Consider the following 16,380-nt stretch of genomic DNA (forward strand, 5'->3'; position numbering starts at 1 on the left):
AGGGTGTCAATTCCGGCATTCTCGAAAACGGCGGGACACAACGCTGCAAGCGGACGACACCGGTGCATCGACCGAGCCGGATTGCGCAGGAGAATCGATGTGACGATCGACGGTGATGACCTGTTCGCGCAGGCAAAGCAGTGCCTGACGGCTTACGGCGCTCTCACCGGACGAATAGGAATGGATCTGGATTCTAGGCCTGAAGATTTGGAAGACCGTATCGCTCGCGAAGGGTGCGGCCACCGTCGAAAATATCCGAACGCTCCAGCAAAGGCATCACATCGTCGATGAAGCTTTGCAGGTCACCGGGCATGACGGGCGCCATGACGTTGAAACCGTCGGCCGCTCCGCCCTCGAACCATTGCTGCATCGTGTCGGCTATATCGCGGCCATTTCCGACGGCGAGCAGATGACCGCGGCCGGCTGCGAGGCGCATGAGCAATTGTCCCAGCGTCAGCCTGTCCCGCCTTGCGATTCCGACCAGCACGCCGACCCGGCTCTGGCTGGACCGGTTCGGCTGTGCGCTCGATAGGGGCGGTAGCGGCGCGTCGAGATCGGCATTGGTTAAATCCTCGCCGAGGAGTTCGCCGAGCTTGGCAAGTACGTGGTCGGTTACGGTAGAGCCGTTCAGCTCTGCCAGCCGCTCTTCGGCTGCTTGTCTGGTATGAGCGACGATCGGCACGATCCCCGGAAAGACAAGGATCGTATCCGGATCGCGCCCGGCGGCGGCTGCTCGTGATTTGATGTCGCGATAGAAATCCTGCGCTTCCGCCAGCGTCGCCTGTACGGTGAACACGATGTCGGCGTAACGAGCGGCGAAGGCACGGCCTGCTTCCGACGAGCCGGCCTGTGCCAGGATCGGCCGACCTTGAGGCGATCGCGGTACGTTGAGCGGGCCAGCGGTGCGCACGAACGGACCGGCGTGATCGACTGACCGCACCTTGTCTGGATCGAAGTATCGCCCGGCAGCCTTGTCCGGCTTCCTCGCATCGGGAGCCCAACTTTGCCAGAGCGCTATGGCTGCGTCGATCACGTCGGTTGCGCGGGCATAGCGTTCGTCATGCTCCGGCATCGCGTCCAGTCCGAAATTACGGGCCTCGAGCACGTTGGACGAGGTGACGATATTCCAGCCCGCACGGCCTTTGCTGATGTGGTCGAGAGAGGCAAAGCGCCGAGCCAGGTGGAACGGGTGATCGAAGCTGGTCGATGCAGTTCCGATCAGTCCGATCCTGCTGCTGACGGCGGCGAGCGCTGACAGAATGACCAGGGGATCCATGGCGTCGGAAAGATGCCGATCAGCGCCGCTCTGCAGGGCCAGCACGTCGCCGAGGAACAGGGCGTCGAAACCGGCAGCCTCGGCGCGACGGGCGATATCTACCCAATAATCGAGGCTGGTCGAGGCAAGCGGGTCGCTTTCGGGCATGCGCCAACCGGCCTCGTGACTACCGAGGCCAAAAATCACGGCATTGAGATGCATGCGCCGCGGCGGGCTCATTTTTCGTCGGCCAGGTAGGCGTTGCTGTAATAGACTGCGAAATCGGGTCGTTCGCCGACCGGGTTTCCATCGCCGTCGCGCAGGATTCCGGCCTTGAATAGGTAGTCGCCGATAGCCTCCATCTTTGCGGGATCGATCGTGCCGATCGCGCCGGTGGGGCTTTGCAGGTAGTGGCCGTCGACCAGCGCCTTCAGTGATGCCTCGATCAACGGACGGTTGGTCAGCACGTCGCTGTTCGCTGCGATCAGCATATCAGCCGCTTCTTGCGGATGTTCGACGGCGAAGGCGTAGCCGCGCCTGGTCGCGGCGATGAACGCGGTTGCCGTGTCCTTGTTCTTTTCGAGATAGGCTCGGCTCGAGCCAATGAAATTGGTGTGTTGGTCAGGCACGCCGAAATCCGCGTAGCGGAAGGCGCGCTGGGCCTTGCCGTCAAGTTCCGCTTTGATCCCCTCCCAAGTATAGACTTCGAGCGTAAAATCGACTGCGCCATTGGCCAAGGCCTCATAGGCGGAGGTGCCCAGCGTCACCGTTTCGAATTTGCCGTCGCCGCCGTCGTGGCGGATGATGGTGCCGATCAGCGCGTTCTCCCAGGCGCTGCCGAAACCGCCATAGGTCAAGCCGTCCAGGTCCTTGGGGGAGCGTATATCGGCGCGGTCGGCATTGAACACTAGCCTGCCGGTTTCTGTCTGCATGATGGCGTAGGTGGCGACGAGGTCGGCGCCGGCCGTGCGTTGGGTGAACAATCCTATGGATCCCAGTATACCGAAATCGGCGACGTGGTTGGCGATCAGCGTACCGGCCGCTGTGTCGGTGTAGGGCAGGATCTGCAAGTCGAGCCCGGCCTCGGTGTAGAAGCCTTTCGCCTGGGCGACATAGAGCCCGACATGGTTTGTGTTCGGCGTCCAGTCTAGCGCGACGGTGACAGTCTGCTGGGCGCAGACCGACGTGACGGGTCCGAGCCCGGCGATCAATGCGGCAGCAATGAAGAGGCGTCTGGAAAGCATGGTCATGTCCTTTGATCGGGCTGTTGATCGAGAAGAGTATCGAGGATGTCGGCTTCGATGGCGCTGGCTTCCGGCGAGGCAAGATCCTTGCGCGGGTGCGGAAGAGGTATGGCGATTTCACGCAGCACGCGGGCAGGGCGGCGGCTCAGCACATAAATGCGATCGGACAGGAAGACCGCCTCGCGGACATCGTGGGTGATCAGCAGGACGGTCCAGCGGTGCCGGTCCCACATCGTCTGAAGCCAGCGCTGCATGCCGGTGCGCGTGAGGGCGTCGAGTGCGCCGAACGGTTCGTCGAGCAACAGCATGGCGCGGTCCTGCACGACGGTACGCAACAGCGCGGCGCGCTGGCGCATTCCACCCGAGAGCTGTGCGGGATACTTATGCTCGAAGCCCGCAAGGCCGAATTCTCCGAAGAGCGGTGCTACTTTGCCGCGGGCCGCCTTGCGGGACATGCCCTGCACTTCAAGTCCGAGCGCGGTGTTGTCGATAACCGTGCGCCAAGGCATCAGGGCATCGCGCTGCGGCATGAAGGCAAACGGTCGTCGCGCTTCGGCAAGTGGTCGGCCGTCGAACCCGACATCGCCGCCGTAGCCGTCGAGATCGCCCGTCAGCAACCTGAAGATCGTGGATTTACCAGCTCCGGAGGGCCCAAGGATTGAAACGAATTCGCCCGCCTCGACATGCAGGGTGATGCCGGCAAGCACGTCGATATCGCCAAGACTCTTGCTGACTTGGCGCAGTTCCAGCCGCCTGCTCATGGTTTTCGTGCGGTATCGAGCCGCTCCCATGGCATGGCGGCGCGCTGGATCAGCACAGTCGCGGCAAACAGGGCCAGCGTGAGCAAGGCGCTGACCAGCACAGCCGCGAGCACGAGATCGGGCCGGAAATTGTTCTTGGCGTTGAGCATGTAGATGCCGAGCCCTTTGGCCGCCCCGGCATATTCCGCGAAGATGGCGCCCACCACTGCATAGGTGATCGAGATGCGCAGTCCGGCGAAGAAATAGGGCAGCGAGGAGGGCAGGCGGGCCAGCAGGAAAATGCGCATGCGCGAAGCGCCCATCGAACTCAGAAGCGCCGAGATATCCCGATCGGTCGATTCATAACCTTGCACCAGCGCGACCAGCATGGGGAAGAAAGTCACGAGCGCGACCAGCATGATCTTCGGCATCAGCCCAAAGCCGAACCAGAGAACGACCAGCGGGGCGATCGCCACCAGCGGCAGGGTCTGGCTGATGATGAACACCGGGAACAGGGCGCGGCGCAGCGGCTTGAAGAAATCGATCAGCACCGAAAGGATGAAGGCAACGGCCAGCGAGCAGGCGAAACCCGCTAATGTGGCGCTGATCGTCGGTATGGTGTTGTCGAATAGCGCCTGGCGCTGCTGGATGACCTGGGCGAGGACACGTGAGGGTGTCGGCAAAGTGGTGGGCGAGATGCCCGAGATACGCGCATAGAGCTCCCAAGCCAAGACCAGCATGCCGACCGACAGCAAGGCCGGTCCAATCTTGGCGAACAAGACCGCGATTCGCGGTGCGGCGCGGAAGGGCTGGGACATGCGGGACCTCCGGCGCGAGATATCAGCGCGGGGTCGGGCTGTTGGCCGAGACCGCGATCGTGACATGGCCCTCGAGCGGGCCGACGAAATCGCCGGACATCGGAAAAAGAAAGATCTGTGCGCCAGAAAACATCGCCCGCCTCGCTCCGCTGGTATTATCCAGATCAGCTCTAGGGTTTACGGGCTTGCAGCCCATCTCTCAGCCCCGACGATACGGAGCACCCCTGTGGATGGCGGCAATTAAACAGATAAAGCGTGGGGCTGCAAGTCTGCGTCCAGCGTGAAACCTCAGGGTGAGAGTTTGAGGTACCGTCAGGGACATTTGAGCAAAACAGAAAAGCCGGCATCCTGTCGAGATTTGGGAAAAGGCGTCGGTCGAGCGGATGTTTTCCGTTCGTCGCCACCATTATTGATGCCGCGCGTTTGATGAATGGTGGAAGCGTGAAGATATAATTGCATACGTTGTAGGCAACGGGTTTCTCTATCGCCAATCGCGACCCGCGCCTCGGAGAGCCAAATGCAAGAATTCATTCTTTTTGCGATCGTGGGGTTTGTAGCCCAAGCTGTAGACGGGGCTCTCGGCATGGCCTATGGGGTGGTTTCCTCGACGACACTACTGGGGTTTGGCGTGTCTCCTGCGCACGCTTCGGCGTCAGTTCACGCGGCTGAGTTGTTTACCACCGCAGCCTCAGGTTCGGCTCATCTCTATCACCGTAACATTGACTGGAAGCTCTTCTGGCGGCTGATGCCATTTGGCGTGCTCGGCGGCGTTCTCGGCGCTTTTGTGCTCACCTCGTTCGAGGGAGCCGTCATGAAGCCGTATGTGACCACATATCTTGCGCTTGTCGGAGCTTGGCTCCTGTTCCGTTCATTCCGGCGGATTCCCAGTAACCCGGTCCCTGCAGGCGCGGTGCCTCCTCTTGGACTTGGTGGTGGCTTTCTGGATGCCGCAGGCGGTGGCGGATGGGGACCCATCGTAACGACGGGCCTTCTCGGTTTTGGCGGAACGCCCCGCTACGTTATTGGTACGGTAAATGCCAGCGAGTTCCTCATCACGCTCTCAGTGTCTCTGACCTTCTTGTTTGCGTTGCTGACGGGCCATTGGGAAGAGGCAGGAGAGCTGACCGAAAATCTGGTCGCCGTTGCCGGCTTGGTTCTTGGCGGCGTGATCGCAGCGCCGATGGCCGGATTGATGGTGAAGTCGATCGCTGAAAAGACGCTCCTCAGACTCGTTGGAGGTGTCATCATACTGCTGGCAGGCTGGCAAACCGCGGAGCTTTTCGAATTGGTGTAAATGTCGTGAGGTTCCAGTTCCCATGACGCGCAGACTATCGAGTTCCACGCACTGTCTTCGTTTCTCCGGCGGCCGTGACGGAGACAAAAACTCACTTCCAAAATGGAACGAAGAGTCCCCTTTGTTGTTTGGCTCGCTTGGACAACCAGAGGCCGAGTCTATGAACAAATTGCTTGCGACAACAGGATTGGCTCTGGCGGTTGCGATGCCTGCAGCGGCTCAGGACACCGCGACCGCGAAAGCCGAATTCGTCAACATGGCTGGCGAGAAGAACGGAACGGCCACGTTGACCGAGACGGCCAAGGGTGTGCTGATAGAGTTGGAGGTAACAGGACTGCCGGCGGGTGAATGGGTGGCGTTCCATGTTCATGAAACCGGAAAGTGCGACCATCAGGCCGGCCATGAGTCGGCAGGCGGGCACTTCAATCCGACCAATGCCGAACATGGGTATCTCACTGAAAAAGGCCCGCACGCAGGCGATATGCCAAACCAGCGGGTCGGCGCCGACGGCGTTTTGCGGGCGCAGGCTTTCAACAGCATGGTCAAGTTGGATGGTGGAGAAACGGCGATACGAGGCAAGGCATTGATGATCCATGGCGGACAGGACGACTATAAAAGCCAGCCTGCCGGTGATGCCGGAAATCGTCAGGCCTGCGCCGTGATCGAGTGAGAAGCCCCAAGACGAGTATAGGCCTCTCCGACATTGATCTGACTGGCTCGTAACCCTCGAGGGTTAGGTCACCCTGCGCGGTCGGGGCCTCTCGCATGAGGATAAGCCGGACGGTAAGGTCGTGCGCCTGAAGAGGATTGACAACGCAGCCATCACGCCGAAATTGGCGTTCATTCTGTGACTGCCGGATGATTGCATGAACGATACTTCTCCCATGGGTGTGCCCTCGACGGGTCTTGCCCAGTCAGCCATTTCTGCCCGCGGCCTCGTCAAAACCTTCGGCAAGCTGCGCGCGGTCGATGGTATCGATCTCGAGGTGCCGCGTGGCATGATTTTCGCCATCCTTGGCCCGAACGGCGCCGGCAAGACAACGCTGATGCGTATGCTCGCGACGCTGTCGCGCCCCGACGCCGGTTCCGCGACCGTGATGGGGCACGACCTCGTGCAGGCCCCGCATGAGGTCCGTGCGGCTATCGCGATGACCGGGCAGTTCGCTTCGCTCGACGAGGATCTGACGGGCCGCGAGAACCTCGTCCTGCTCGCCCGGCTCTGGGGCTTTCGTGGCCGCGCCGCGAAAGCCCGGGCGGACGACCTGCTCGCCGCTTTCGGCTTGTCAGAAGCGGCGACGAAGCAGGTGAGGGACTATTCGGGAGGCATGCGAAGGAGGCTCGACATAGCCGCCTCGCTGGTCGTCACGCCGGGCGTGCTGTTCCTCGACGAGCCGACCACAGGCCTCGATCCGAACGCCCGCAAGGATGTCTGGGGCATGATCCGCGGCCTCGCCGAGTCCGGCGTCACCATCCTGCTCACCACGCAATATCTCGAAGAAGCCGATCAACTCGCAGCGCGCATCGCCGTCATCGACCACGGCAGGAAAATCGCCGAGGGTACCAGCCGCGAGTTGAAGGCGGCCACCGGCTCCGGCTTTCTCCATGTCGCGCTCGCCGATGTTGCGCGGCTGGACGAGGCGGCGGCCATTCTGGAGCGACGACTGGAACATCCTGTCCAACGCAGCGCCGAAGGCGGTGAGCTCTCCGTCCTTGCCGGCACGGCGAAGGCCGCCAACGAGGCGCTGGCCGATCTCGTCGCAGGCGGTATCGAGCTGTCGGATTTCTCCATGGGCCAGCCCAGCCTCGAGGAGGTCTTCTTTGCGCTGACGGGCCAGCCGGGCCTGGGTGAAAGCCGCAAGGACGACAAGCCATGATCGACACGACATCCCTGCAGCGGCTGCAAACGGTCGCCCGGCCTAAAACCCCATCAGCCGTTTCCAACGCACTCGTGTTCGGATGGCGTGCGGTGCTGAAATTCAAGCATGTGCCGGAGCAGCTCTTTGATCTGGTGATGACTCCGATCATGTTCACGCTGCTCTTCACCTTTGTCTTCGGCGGCGCGCTCGCCGGTTCGCCTGGTGAATACCTGCAGTTCTTCCTACCCGGTATCTTGGTTCAGACGGTGGTGTTCAACGCTGTCTATTCAGGCATGGGATTGTCGACCGACCTCGGCAAGGGTTTGTTCGACCGCTTCCGATCGCTGCCGATCTGGTCGCTCTCTCCGTTCGCCGGCCTGATGGTGGGTGACATCCTGCGCCATTTGATTGCCGCCTCGATCATTCTCACTATCGGGCTGATCCTCGGCTACCGGCCTGAAGCGGGCGTCCTCGGCGTGCTTGCCGCCTTTGCCATGCTGATCGCCATCGGGTTCGGCATGGGCTGGGTATTCATCGTGCTCGGCCTGCTGATCCGCACGCCAACCACGGTGATGACGCTCGGCTTCACCTTCCTGTTCCCTCTCGTCTTTGCCTCCAACATCATGGTCGACCCCGGCACCATGCCGGACTGGCTACGGGCTTTCGTCGACGTCAATCCAGTGTCGCTGATGACGACCGCGCTGCGCGGGCTGATGGGTGGCGGGGCGACACTCAGTCAGGTCGTCCTCGCCCTGATCGCGCCGGCGGCGCTGACCGCGATCCTAGCGCCGACGACACTGTGGCTGTATCTCAGAAGGTGAGGCGGGCCAAACGGTCGCGATCCCGATCGCCTGCGCATCGACAATGCGCCCCGGATGGATCTGCGCTTCTTAAAAATCGACGCAAGGCGTGTCCTGCATCTGCGCTCGATCAGAAGCTAGAACGGCGGTCCCCGGTTTCGGCACCCAGCATCGCTCGCTCCTGTGAACCTGCGCGCCTGGGGCGATACCAGCGACTGCTCTGGGCACGGAGGGATCACGGCTCGTTGGGCTCGAACTTCATGGCGCCAAGTGGCAATCGCGCGCGTGAGCCGCGGCCTCATCCTGAGGCCACTCGCTGCAGTGATGCACGTCACGCAGATAGGGAGCGGCGATAGCTGACGCTGCGAAGTCGTCCGGCCGGATGTCGGCGACAAGCAGTGCCTCGGACTTGCTGTCGGCAGTGGCCAGAAGGGTGCCGTCGGGGGCGGCGATCGCCGACAGGCCGGCATAGCAGAAAAGATCGTCGGCGCCGCAGTGGTTCACATAGGCGACGAAAACCTGGTTCTCGAAGGCGCGGACCGGGATCATCTTGCGGGCAATGAGCTCGGCGTGGCCGGTTGCGGGCAGGGCCGTCGGCACGGCGATGAGATGCGCGCCGGCGAGTGCCAGGCGGCGCACGTTTTCGGGAAATTCGACATCGTAGCAGATGAGGATACCGATCCGGAGGCCGCCATACTCGATGATCGAGACCGACGGGTATCCGGCAGTAAAGATGCCGCGTTCGTAGTCGCCGTAGAGGTGCGTCTTGCGGTAGACGATGGGGGGATTCTGGCCATCGACGAAGACGGCGCTGTTGTGAATCTCCTCCTCTGCCATTTCGGCAAAGCCGGCAATGATGGCGATCTTCAACTCGCTCGCAACCAGGGCAAGCCGGGCGACAAGATCGCCACCGGGTGTTTGCGCCAGCATGCGCATATCATCTCCCGCGCCGTAGCCGGGGAGCGCGAGTTCGGGCGCGATCAGAAGACTTGCGCCGGCGGCAGCCGCGGTGTGCGCGGCCTCTTCGATCCGCGCAAGGTTGGCTTCCTGATCGCCGGCCACGGCGCGCGTTTGAATGGCGGCGATACGCATCAGCTCTCGTCCAAAGCGCCCAGCAGCTTGCGCAGATCGCTGAACCTCGCAACGAGCGCGAAGACCAGCGCGGCAATCGCCGCAAAGAACACTGAGACCGAAGCCATGACCGGCGTGTAGCCGTAGCGCAGCGCGTTGAAAATCTTGATGGGCAGCGTTTCCACGGTGAAGCCGACCGTCATGTAGGCCACAATGTATTCGTTGAGAGACAGAACGAAGGCGAAGGCATAGCCGGAAATCAGATAGGGCAAGATCAGCGGCAGCACGACGGTTCGAAGCGCTGTCCGGCTGTTTGCGCCCATGGTCGAAGCCGCCTCCACCAGCGAGCGGTCGATAGCGGAGAAGCCGAGCGACAGCGTGACCAGGGGTAGCGTCACAAAAAAGATCGCGTGGCTGATGACCGCTGTCCATGGCGCGCCGTAGGAGCCGGCCATCGCCCAGAAGGTCAGCATGCCGAGAGCCGTGATGACCGGCGGCAGGATGAAAGGCGTCACGCCGAGAAGACGGAAGATATTCGCCCACGGCGCCACGTGCCGCCAGACAAACCAGGCGAGCGGCAGTGCAACGAGCACGGCGAGCGCAGCGGAAAGCCCTGCTAGCACGAGCGATGCGACGAGAGCTGCCCGCCAGCCCGGATCGGTGAAGATCTCGCCGTACCAGGCGAGCGAGAAGCCCTGAGGCGGGAATGTGAGAGATCGCTGCTCGTTGACGGATACGCCGGCTACAACCGCCAGCGGCGCCGCCAGGAAGACCGCGACCGGGGCGAAGCTGAGCCCGCGCAGGAATTTGCTGGTCATATCGTGGCCTCCTTGCGGCCGCCGATCAGCAGGGTCAGCCCGACCAGCGCCAGCGAGATCAACACCAGGAACACCGCCATGGCGGCAGCAAATGGCATGTTCGACTGATAGATCGCCTGGTCGGTAATGAGCACCGACAATGTCCAATGCTGCGGCCGGCCGAGGATCTGCGGCAGCAGATAGCAGCCGAGCGCGAAGACGAAAACCATGACCAGCGTGGCGACGATCGTGTTCCGGAGCGCCGGCACGATGATGCCGAGGAAGCCTCGGGCAGGCGAAGCGCCGAGGGTGCGAGCGGCTTCGAGGAGTGTCGGGTCGAGCCTGACCAAGGCGGGGTAGAGAACCAGGATCGTGTAAGGCAGCGCCTGGTACACCATGGCCGTCAGCACGGCGCCGAAGCCGGGCAGCAGCGCCCGCGGTTCGGCCATGAGGCCGGCCGCCGCAAGCAGGTTGGTGATGCCCGCCGTACGCGAAAACAAGATCGACCAGGCAAAGCCGGTAATGACTTCGGACAGCGACAGCACCGACAGCAGACAGACGAGCCACACGACCTGCACGCGCCGGGATGTCTGCGTGAGCAGGTAGGTGAAGGGAACGGCGATCACCACGCAAGCGATGGCGACAGTGACGGCCAGCATCAGCGAGAAGCCGAGCACGCCTGCGAAGAACGCGCTGACGAAACGGGCGTAATTGTCGAAAACGAAATCGGGTGTGTAGAACCCGCCCTGCTGCCGCTGGAAGAAGCTGACGGCGATCATGGTCGAGAAGGGCACCACGAAAAAGACAATGAGCATGACGGCCGGGAAGACCAACGGTGCGCAGTCGGCAACGGTACGGGGCGGCTCGCGTTTCATTGTTTGAGCACCACGCAGCATTCGGCCGGCAGCACGACTCCGACGTCCCCGCCGGCTTCGAAACTGCCGCGCTCGCGCGGCGTCGAGACTGCGACGATGGTCGTCCCGCTCACATCGATGAAGGTCTCTATGGTCCCGCCGAGGTCGCGCACGAAGGTGACCTTCCCGGACATCGCGCCATCGGTGTTTCGTGTGAGGCGCACGTCCTCCGGGCGGATCGAGACAAGGCCGCTCGGCATTCCGTCCGGCAGCGACAGGCCCGGAATGGCGTGACCGAGAGCGATTGCGCGTTTGTCGCCATAAGCCTCGATCTGAAGCAGGTTGGTCGAGCCGATGAAGTCCGCCACGAATGCATCGGCCGGTTTGCGGTAGATCTCGAGCGGCGAAGCTACCTGCCGGATCCTGCCGTCGCCCATGACCACGACCAGGTCAGCCATGGTCATGGCCTCGCGTTGGTCATGCGTGACGACGATGGTGGTAATGCCGAGCTTTCGCTGCAGCTGCCGAAGCTCCACCTGCATGGCTTCGCGCAGCTTGGCGTCCAGGGCCGAAAGCGGCTCGTCGAGCAGGAAGAGACGCGGCGACAGCGCCAGCGCACGGGCGATCGCCACGCGCTGGCGCTGGCCGCCCGAAAGCTTGGAGACTGATCGGTCGGCGTAGCCGCCAAGGTGGATGGAGGCGAGGAGTTCCTCGACCCGCTGCTTCTGCTCCTGCTTTCCGGTGCCGCGGATGCGCAGCGGATAGGCGATGTTCTGGCCCACCGTGAGATGCGGGAACAGCGCCAGCGACTGGAAGACCATGCCGAGGTTGCGCTTGTGGGTAGGCACCCGCGTCAAGTCCTCCCCATCGAGACGGATGGTGCCGACGGTCGGCTCCTCGATGCCTGCGATCATGCGCAGGAGTGTGGTCTTTCCGCAGCCCGACGGTCCGAGTAAGCAAACGAACGTGCCGTGCGGCACATCGAGGTCGACCTCATCTACCGCGGTGACCTTGCCGAACTGCTTCGACAGCTTGTCAAGTTTCAAACCGTTCATGACCAATCCCCGCCTCGCGTGATCATTCCTGTCCTTCCGACCCGCTCTGCGGACCGGAAAGGATGCGCCGTCAGCCGGCGATCAGTTCCGTCCACTTTTGGTTCAGCCAGTCGGATTTCGTCTGATAAAGATCGTAACGTGGTACGACCGGGTCTATGTCCGACGCCACGGCTGCGAATTCCTTGTCCGTCAGGTCGAGCGTGTCGCGCTTCAATGTCGGCGCGGTGCCGACATTGCGCGACAACAGCGCCTGGGTCGCCGGCCGGCTCATGTAATCAATGAAGACATGGGCCTCATCGACCTTGGTCGATGCGCGCGACAGCACCCAATTGCCGGAGTCCTGGATGCCGCCCTCCTTCGGGAAAGTGGAGCGGACCGGATGGCTGTCGGCGGCGGCAAGGCCGGTGACGTCATGATAGTACTGGCCCATCGGGATCTCACCCGACTTCAGCGCCTGCTCGAACTGCGCCTCGTCGCGATACCACAGCCGCACGTTGGGCTTTAGCTCGGCGAGCTTTTCGAAGGCTTTGAGCAGGCCAGCCTCGGTGTCGAGCGCACTGGTGCCGCCCATGAAGGTCTTGGCCGTCACCTCGAGCAGGAAGGAGTTCGTAGCCAGCGCCAAAAGGCCGAGCTTGTCCTTGTTGGCCGGGTCCCAGAGTGCAGCCCAGGAATCGGGCGCTTGCGGGTAGGTGTCGGTGTTGGTCACCAATGTGACATACCATGCGACTGCCCCGACGCCGGCGATGCGGCCATCCGGGTATTTGGAAATGAAACGGTCGAGCAGGTCGCCGTAATTCGCGATCCTGGACGGGTCGAGCGGCGTCCAAAGCTCGGTCTCCAGTCCCTTCAGTGTGGGCACTTGCGCCATCATCGAAAGGTCGGCCGGGGCTTGTCCGGCCCGGGCGGCCTGCTCCATCTGCACCAGCCAGGCCTCGCCGGTGGGCTCGGCGATCGATTCAACCGCTATGCCGGTGGCTTTGCTGAATTCGGGAAAGATGTTCTTGTCGAACGAATCCTTGAAGTAGCCGCCATAGACGCCGACCTTCAGTGATTTCTCCTGGGCACGCAGGACCGCAGGCATGGCAAGCATGCCCGCAGCGGCAAGGCCCAGCCTCAGGACCGAACGCCGGCTGGCGTTATTTGCATAAATATTCATTTTGATTTTCCTCTACAAAGATTATGTTTCTTGTCGCCGTTGTCGTGCCAAATGCTTCGTTCAAGCCTGCCTGCACTTGCGGGCGGGTTGAAAAATCACCAAGCTCGGAAACTCTTAGGGGCGCGTCTTCGATATCGGGTTCGATTTGCATGGCGTCAGAAATCCCAGTCGTTTTCTGGCGCCACCATTGGCGGTGAGATGTTTCACTGCTTTGTCGGATTTCCACGCCACGGTTTCATTTGTGTCACCCCGTCGGTGAAGTTGGTTCTGAGCATCCGCAGACCCGCCGATCCAAATGAAACCGTCGAAAGCCCGCTGGCGTGATGTGCGCCTCGGCTCTTGATCGCTAAGCGCCGTCTTGGAGTCGGCTATGCAGATATTCCCTACGCGACATGCACCGTGCGCTGCCTCGGCTTGATCGCGGCGGCCAGCAGGGCGACGATAAAGGCTGCGCCATCTCGATCTGTTATGGCGTCGGAAATCCGAGCCAGACGGACCTCAATGACCTGGGCATCGGATACGAAACTTTTTTCGATAAAAGCTCGATCCGCTGTCGGGCTGGTAAAGTTCCGTTCGTCCTTAGGGGCGTCAGTTTCGTCAATCTAGAAGGATAAACGATTATGCCGAATACCGTACGCTTGCACCGCGTTCTGGCGACCAGCCCCGAGAAAGTTTATCGTGCATTCATCGAGGCGGACGCGCTCGCCAAATGGCTGCCACCCAATGGCTTCACCTGCACTGTGCATCACTTCAAGCCAGAAGTTGGCGGCACGTTCAAGATGTCTTTCCGGAATTTCACAACGAGCGAGAGCCATGCGTTTGGCGGCGAATATGTCGAGCTCGTTCCGGGCGAACGCCTGCGCTACACGGACAAATTCGACGATCCCAACTTGCCTGGCGAGATGCAAGTGACCGTGACATTAAAGAAAGTATCGGTCGGAACCGAACTCGATGTAACGCAGGCAGGTATACCGGACGTCATTCCGGCCGAGGCTTGTTATCTCGGTTGGCAGGAATCGCTGCGAAACCTGGCAAGGCTGGTTGAGCCTGAGATCAATCAATAGCCGCGTCACGATAGCGCGAAGGCCAGGTTCGGATCGTGTCGACAACGACTTGCGCGATCCGTTCCGGGACCTTCAGCCTCGCTGAGGTGTGCACCTGCTATGCCGAGCGATCTTTAGGCCAAGTCGCATAGGATGCTGCAGACTATATCCGGTTGCGCACCGACATCATCGTGCGGCTGCCGACCAAGGAAGCGGCACGACAGCTCGCGCAATCCGAAACGCAGCCGATCGTGCTTCTGAAAAAGATCGACGTGGACATGAAAGGCACGCCGATCGCCTATTCCGAGACGGTCTGGCCCAGTGAGCGCGTGCAATTCTCGATAGACAACACCAGCCAGCTTTTGAATGTGCTTGCGCAGGCTTCGAACTCTCAAGAGTGAGGCTCTCTTCATCCTGCTCGGCTCGGCAGGGGAGCGGGACGACCAATTTGCCCGTTCAAAAGGTGGTTGGAATCCGACCGGGAGCGGCGTTCACCGGTGGATGTGGCGGTTGCGTCATAAACTGATGATAGGGGTCAGCTGCTCTAGCATCCGCTCTGGAATCAGAACCTGCCGCAGATGATCGCCGGCATCGCATATGCCGCAGAAGACGAGAACGCTCGTTAAAACGCGACGCGATCGGCTCCCTTGAGTTGAAGGATCTCGCGCGCCTCGGTGGGTGTGGCGACTGACAGGCCCAGCCCCTCGACGATGCCTCGCACCTTGGTTACCTGCTCCGCATTGGTCTTGGCGAATTGGCCCGGCCCGAGCCATAGCGAGTCTTCCAGCCCGACACGGACGTTTCCTCCCATCGCAGCCGCCTGCGCCGCAATGCGCATCTGGTTCGCGCCCGCCCCCAACACCGACCACGAATAGGCATCGCCGAACAGCCGGTCGGCGGTCCGCTTCATGTGCATCACATCCTCCGGATGAGGACCTATCCCGCCGAGGATGCCGAACACGCTCTGCACGAAGAAGGGCGGTTTGACGACGCCCCGATCGACGAAATGCTCGAGCGCGTAGAGGTGGCCGATGTCGTAGCATTCGATCTCGAAGCGCGTGCCGTTTTCGGCACAGGTGGTCAGGATGTGCTCGATATCCGCAAAAGTGTTCTTGAAGATGCGATCGCGCGAGCCTTCGAGATACGGCCGCTCCCAATCGTGCTTGAATTCCGTGAAGCGATTCAACATGGGGTAGAGACCGAAGTTCATCGAGCCCATGTTGAGCGAAGCTACCTCCGGCTTGAAGGTGACGACAGGCTCCATACGTTCCTGGATGGTCATGGTGGCCGCACCGCCGGTTGTGATGTTCACGACACAGTCCGAGCGCTGCTTGATCACTTTCAGGAACGGCGCGAAGGCCTCCGGTGACTGGTCCGGCAGGCCGTTCTCGGGGTTACGCGCATGCAGGTGGACAATCGCCGCACCCGCCTCCGCCGCACCGATCGCAGCGTCCGCGATCTCCTGTGCGGTCACCGGGATATGCGGCGACATCGACGGGGTGTGGATCGAGCCGGTCACGGCACAGGTGATGATCACTTTCCGAATAGTCACTATGCTCTCCTGTCAGTGCATTGCAGCGACTGCGTCAGGCGCGCTTGGCGCCCACCGCAGAAATGTCCGAATAGGCCTTGAGCCCGGCCTGGCGCATGAACCCCTGGTCCGACGCTACGATAAAGGTCGTTGCGCCCATAGCGTGAAAGCGCGTCGCGTCTTCGGCGTTGGCCACCATCATCGCGACCGGCTTGCCGACTTTCCTGGCTGCCGCGATGATCTTCTCGCAGGTCGCCATGATCTGGGGCGCGTCCATGGCCTCCGCGCCGAGTGCCACCGTGAGGTCGCCACGTCCGATAAAAACGCCGTCGAGACCTTCCGTCGCGACGATCGCATCGATCTCATCGAGCGCCTCGGGGTCTTCGATCATGGCAATGAAGGTGACAGCAGCGTCCTGAGCCTCGACATGCGGCCAGACGCCGGTCGCGCCGAAATCGCCCGCGCGTGTGGTATTGGAGAAGCCGCGCCGGCCACCGCGGAAGCGGCATGCCTGTGCGATTTCCTTTGCCTTCGCGGCAGAACTGACATGCGGGACCAGCACGCCCGTGGCTCCGTCATCGAGTACGGCGAGTATTTTGGCAGCGCTGGGCTCCGCGACGCGCACAATTCCCGCGGTCCCGGATGCGCGCGCAGCAAGCAGCGCTCCGTCGATCTTCACACGATCCCACGGTGCATGTTCCTCGTCGATGACGACGAACTCGAAGCCAATCGCGCCTAGAATTTCCACTGGGTGCGTTGCCGGGGTCTTGATGAAGGTTCCGACGAGTGTCTCCCCAGCGATGAAGCGTTTGCGGAAGCCGGTAGCTGTGGGAGTCATTGTCGTAGATCCTTTCTGATGCTTATTA

At 61.7% G+C, this 16,380-nt stretch carries 18 protein-coding genes and 1 riboswitch; of the genes, 6 read left to right on the top strand and 12 right to left on the bottom strand.

Annotation, left to right across the window (positions count from 1 at the left end):
* Positions 1–193 precede the first annotated feature (193 nt).
* From NKH73_RS16130 to NKH73_RS16145, 4 genes are read right to left on the bottom strand one after another with little or no spacing between them, the layout of a single operon-like run.
* A complete protein-coding gene (locus NKH73_RS16130) occupies positions 194–1,495 on the bottom strand; it encodes an LLM class flavin-dependent oxidoreductase (RefSeq protein ID WP_352933223.1) in 1,302 nt (433 codons plus the stop codon).
* A complete protein-coding gene (locus NKH73_RS16135) occupies positions 1,492–2,505 on the bottom strand; it encodes an ABC transporter substrate-binding protein (protein ID WP_352933225.1) in 1,014 nt (337 codons plus the stop codon). Before NKH73_RS16135 ends, NKH73_RS16130 begins: the two co-directional genes overlap by 4 nt.
* Positions 2,502–3,260 (bottom strand): ABC transporter ATP-binding protein, encoded by a 759-nt coding sequence (locus NKH73_RS16140; protein ID WP_352933227.1) that lies wholly within the window; start codon positions 3,258–3,260, stop codon positions 2,502–2,504. The genes NKH73_RS16135 and NKH73_RS16140 overlap by 4 nt, the downstream gene beginning before the upstream one ends.
* A complete protein-coding gene (locus tag NKH73_RS16145) occupies positions 3,257–4,057 on the bottom strand; it encodes an ABC transporter permease (RefSeq protein ID WP_352933229.1) in 801 nt (266 codons plus the stop codon). Before NKH73_RS16145 ends, NKH73_RS16140 begins: the two co-directional genes overlap by 4 nt.
* Before the next feature lie 123 nt (positions 4,058–4,180).
* Positions 4,181–4,293, bottom strand: a riboswitch (TPP riboswitch).
* 281 nt (positions 4,294–4,574) lie between these two features.
* Here NKH73_RS16145 and NKH73_RS16150 point away from each other — a divergent pair.
* The 4 genes from NKH73_RS16150 (at position 4,575) to NKH73_RS16165 (ending at position 8,028) form a co-directional block, all read left to right on the top strand.
* Positions 4,575–5,351, top strand: coding sequence for a sulfite exporter TauE/SafE family protein (locus NKH73_RS16150; RefSeq protein WP_352933231.1), 777 nt, complete (start codon positions 4,575–4,577; stop codon positions 5,349–5,351).
* A gap of 160 nt (positions 5,352–5,511) precedes the next feature.
* Positions 5,512–6,021, top strand: a complete 510-nt coding sequence (locus NKH73_RS16155; protein ID WP_352933233.1) for a superoxide dismutase family protein — start codon at positions 5,512–5,514, stop codon at positions 6,019–6,021.
* Positions 6,022–6,217: 196 nt separating this feature from the next.
* Positions 6,218–7,225, top strand: coding sequence for an ATP-binding cassette domain-containing protein (locus tag NKH73_RS16160; protein ID WP_352933235.1), 1,008 nt, complete (start codon positions 6,218–6,220; stop codon positions 7,223–7,225).
* Entirely contained in the window at positions 7,222–8,028 is an 807-nt protein-coding gene (locus NKH73_RS16165; protein WP_352933237.1) for an ABC transporter permease, read from the top strand. The genes NKH73_RS16160 and NKH73_RS16165 overlap by 4 nt, the downstream gene beginning before the upstream one ends.
* Before the next feature lie 237 nt (positions 8,029–8,265).
* Here the strand turns inward: NKH73_RS16165 and NKH73_RS16170 are convergent, their stop codons facing one another.
* The 6 genes from NKH73_RS16170 to NKH73_RS16195 form a co-directional block, all read right to left on the bottom strand.
* Complete coding sequence (locus NKH73_RS16170) at positions 8,266–9,102, bottom strand: carbon-nitrogen hydrolase family protein (protein ID WP_352933797.1); 837 nt, start codon at positions 9,100–9,102, stop codon at positions 8,266–8,268.
* A complete protein-coding gene (locus tag NKH73_RS16175; RefSeq protein WP_352933239.1) occupies positions 9,099–9,896 on the bottom strand; it encodes an ABC transporter permease in 798 nt (265 codons plus the stop codon). Before NKH73_RS16175 ends, NKH73_RS16170 begins: the two co-directional genes overlap by 4 nt.
* Entirely contained in the window at positions 9,893–10,750 is an 858-nt protein-coding gene (locus NKH73_RS16180; protein WP_352933241.1) for an ABC transporter permease, read from the bottom strand. Before NKH73_RS16180 ends, NKH73_RS16175 begins: the two co-directional genes overlap by 4 nt.
* The gene (locus NKH73_RS16185) at positions 10,747–11,784 is read right to left on the bottom strand and encodes an ABC transporter ATP-binding protein (RefSeq protein WP_352933243.1); all 1,038 of its coding nucleotides are present in this window, start codon (positions 11,782–11,784) and stop codon (positions 10,747–10,749) included. The genes NKH73_RS16180 and NKH73_RS16185 overlap by 4 nt, the downstream gene beginning before the upstream one ends.
* Positions 11,785–11,854: 70 nt before the next feature.
* Positions 11,855–12,940 carry an ABC transporter substrate-binding protein gene (locus tag NKH73_RS16190; protein ID WP_352933246.1) on the bottom strand — a complete coding sequence of 362 codons (1,086 nt, stop codon included), beginning with the start codon at positions 12,938–12,940 and terminating at the stop codon, positions 11,855–11,857.
* Positions 12,921–13,166 carry a hypothetical protein gene (locus NKH73_RS16195; RefSeq protein ID WP_352933249.1) on the bottom strand — a complete coding sequence of 82 codons (246 nt, stop codon included), beginning with the start codon at positions 13,164–13,166 and terminating at the stop codon, positions 12,921–12,923. Before NKH73_RS16195 ends, NKH73_RS16190 begins: the two co-directional genes overlap by 20 nt.
* Positions 13,167–13,560: 394 nt before the next feature.
* On the opposite strand from NKH73_RS16195, the gene NKH73_RS16200 reads away from it, so the two are divergent.
* Positions 13,561–14,004, top strand: a complete 444-nt coding sequence (locus NKH73_RS16200; RefSeq protein ID WP_352933251.1) for an SRPBCC family protein — start codon at positions 13,561–13,563, stop codon at positions 14,002–14,004.
* Positions 14,005–14,156: 152 nt separating this feature from the next.
* Complete coding sequence (locus tag NKH73_RS16205) at positions 14,157–14,384, top strand: UTRA domain-containing protein (RefSeq protein ID WP_352933253.1); 228 nt, start codon at positions 14,157–14,159, stop codon at positions 14,382–14,384.
* 221 nt (positions 14,385–14,605) lie between these two features.
* On the opposite strand, the gene kce is transcribed toward NKH73_RS16205, so the two are convergent.
* Complete coding sequence (kce, locus tag NKH73_RS16210) at positions 14,606–15,535, bottom strand: 3,5-dioxohexanoate:acetyl-CoA acetone transferase (RefSeq protein WP_352933256.1); 930 nt, start codon at positions 15,533–15,535, stop codon at positions 14,606–14,608.
* Positions 15,536–15,569: 34 nt separating this feature from the next.
* On the bottom strand, positions 15,570–16,352 hold the full coding sequence (locus NKH73_RS16215; RefSeq protein WP_352933258.1) for an HpcH/HpaI aldolase family protein: 783 nt from the start codon (positions 16,350–16,352) through the stop codon (positions 15,570–15,572).
* Positions 16,353–16,380: the final 28 nt, after the last annotated feature.

Source organism: Mesorhizobium sp. M0938 (assembly GCF_040319125.1).
Taxonomy (GTDB): domain Bacteria; phylum Pseudomonadota; class Alphaproteobacteria; order Rhizobiales; family Rhizobiaceae; genus Mesorhizobium; species Mesorhizobium robiniae.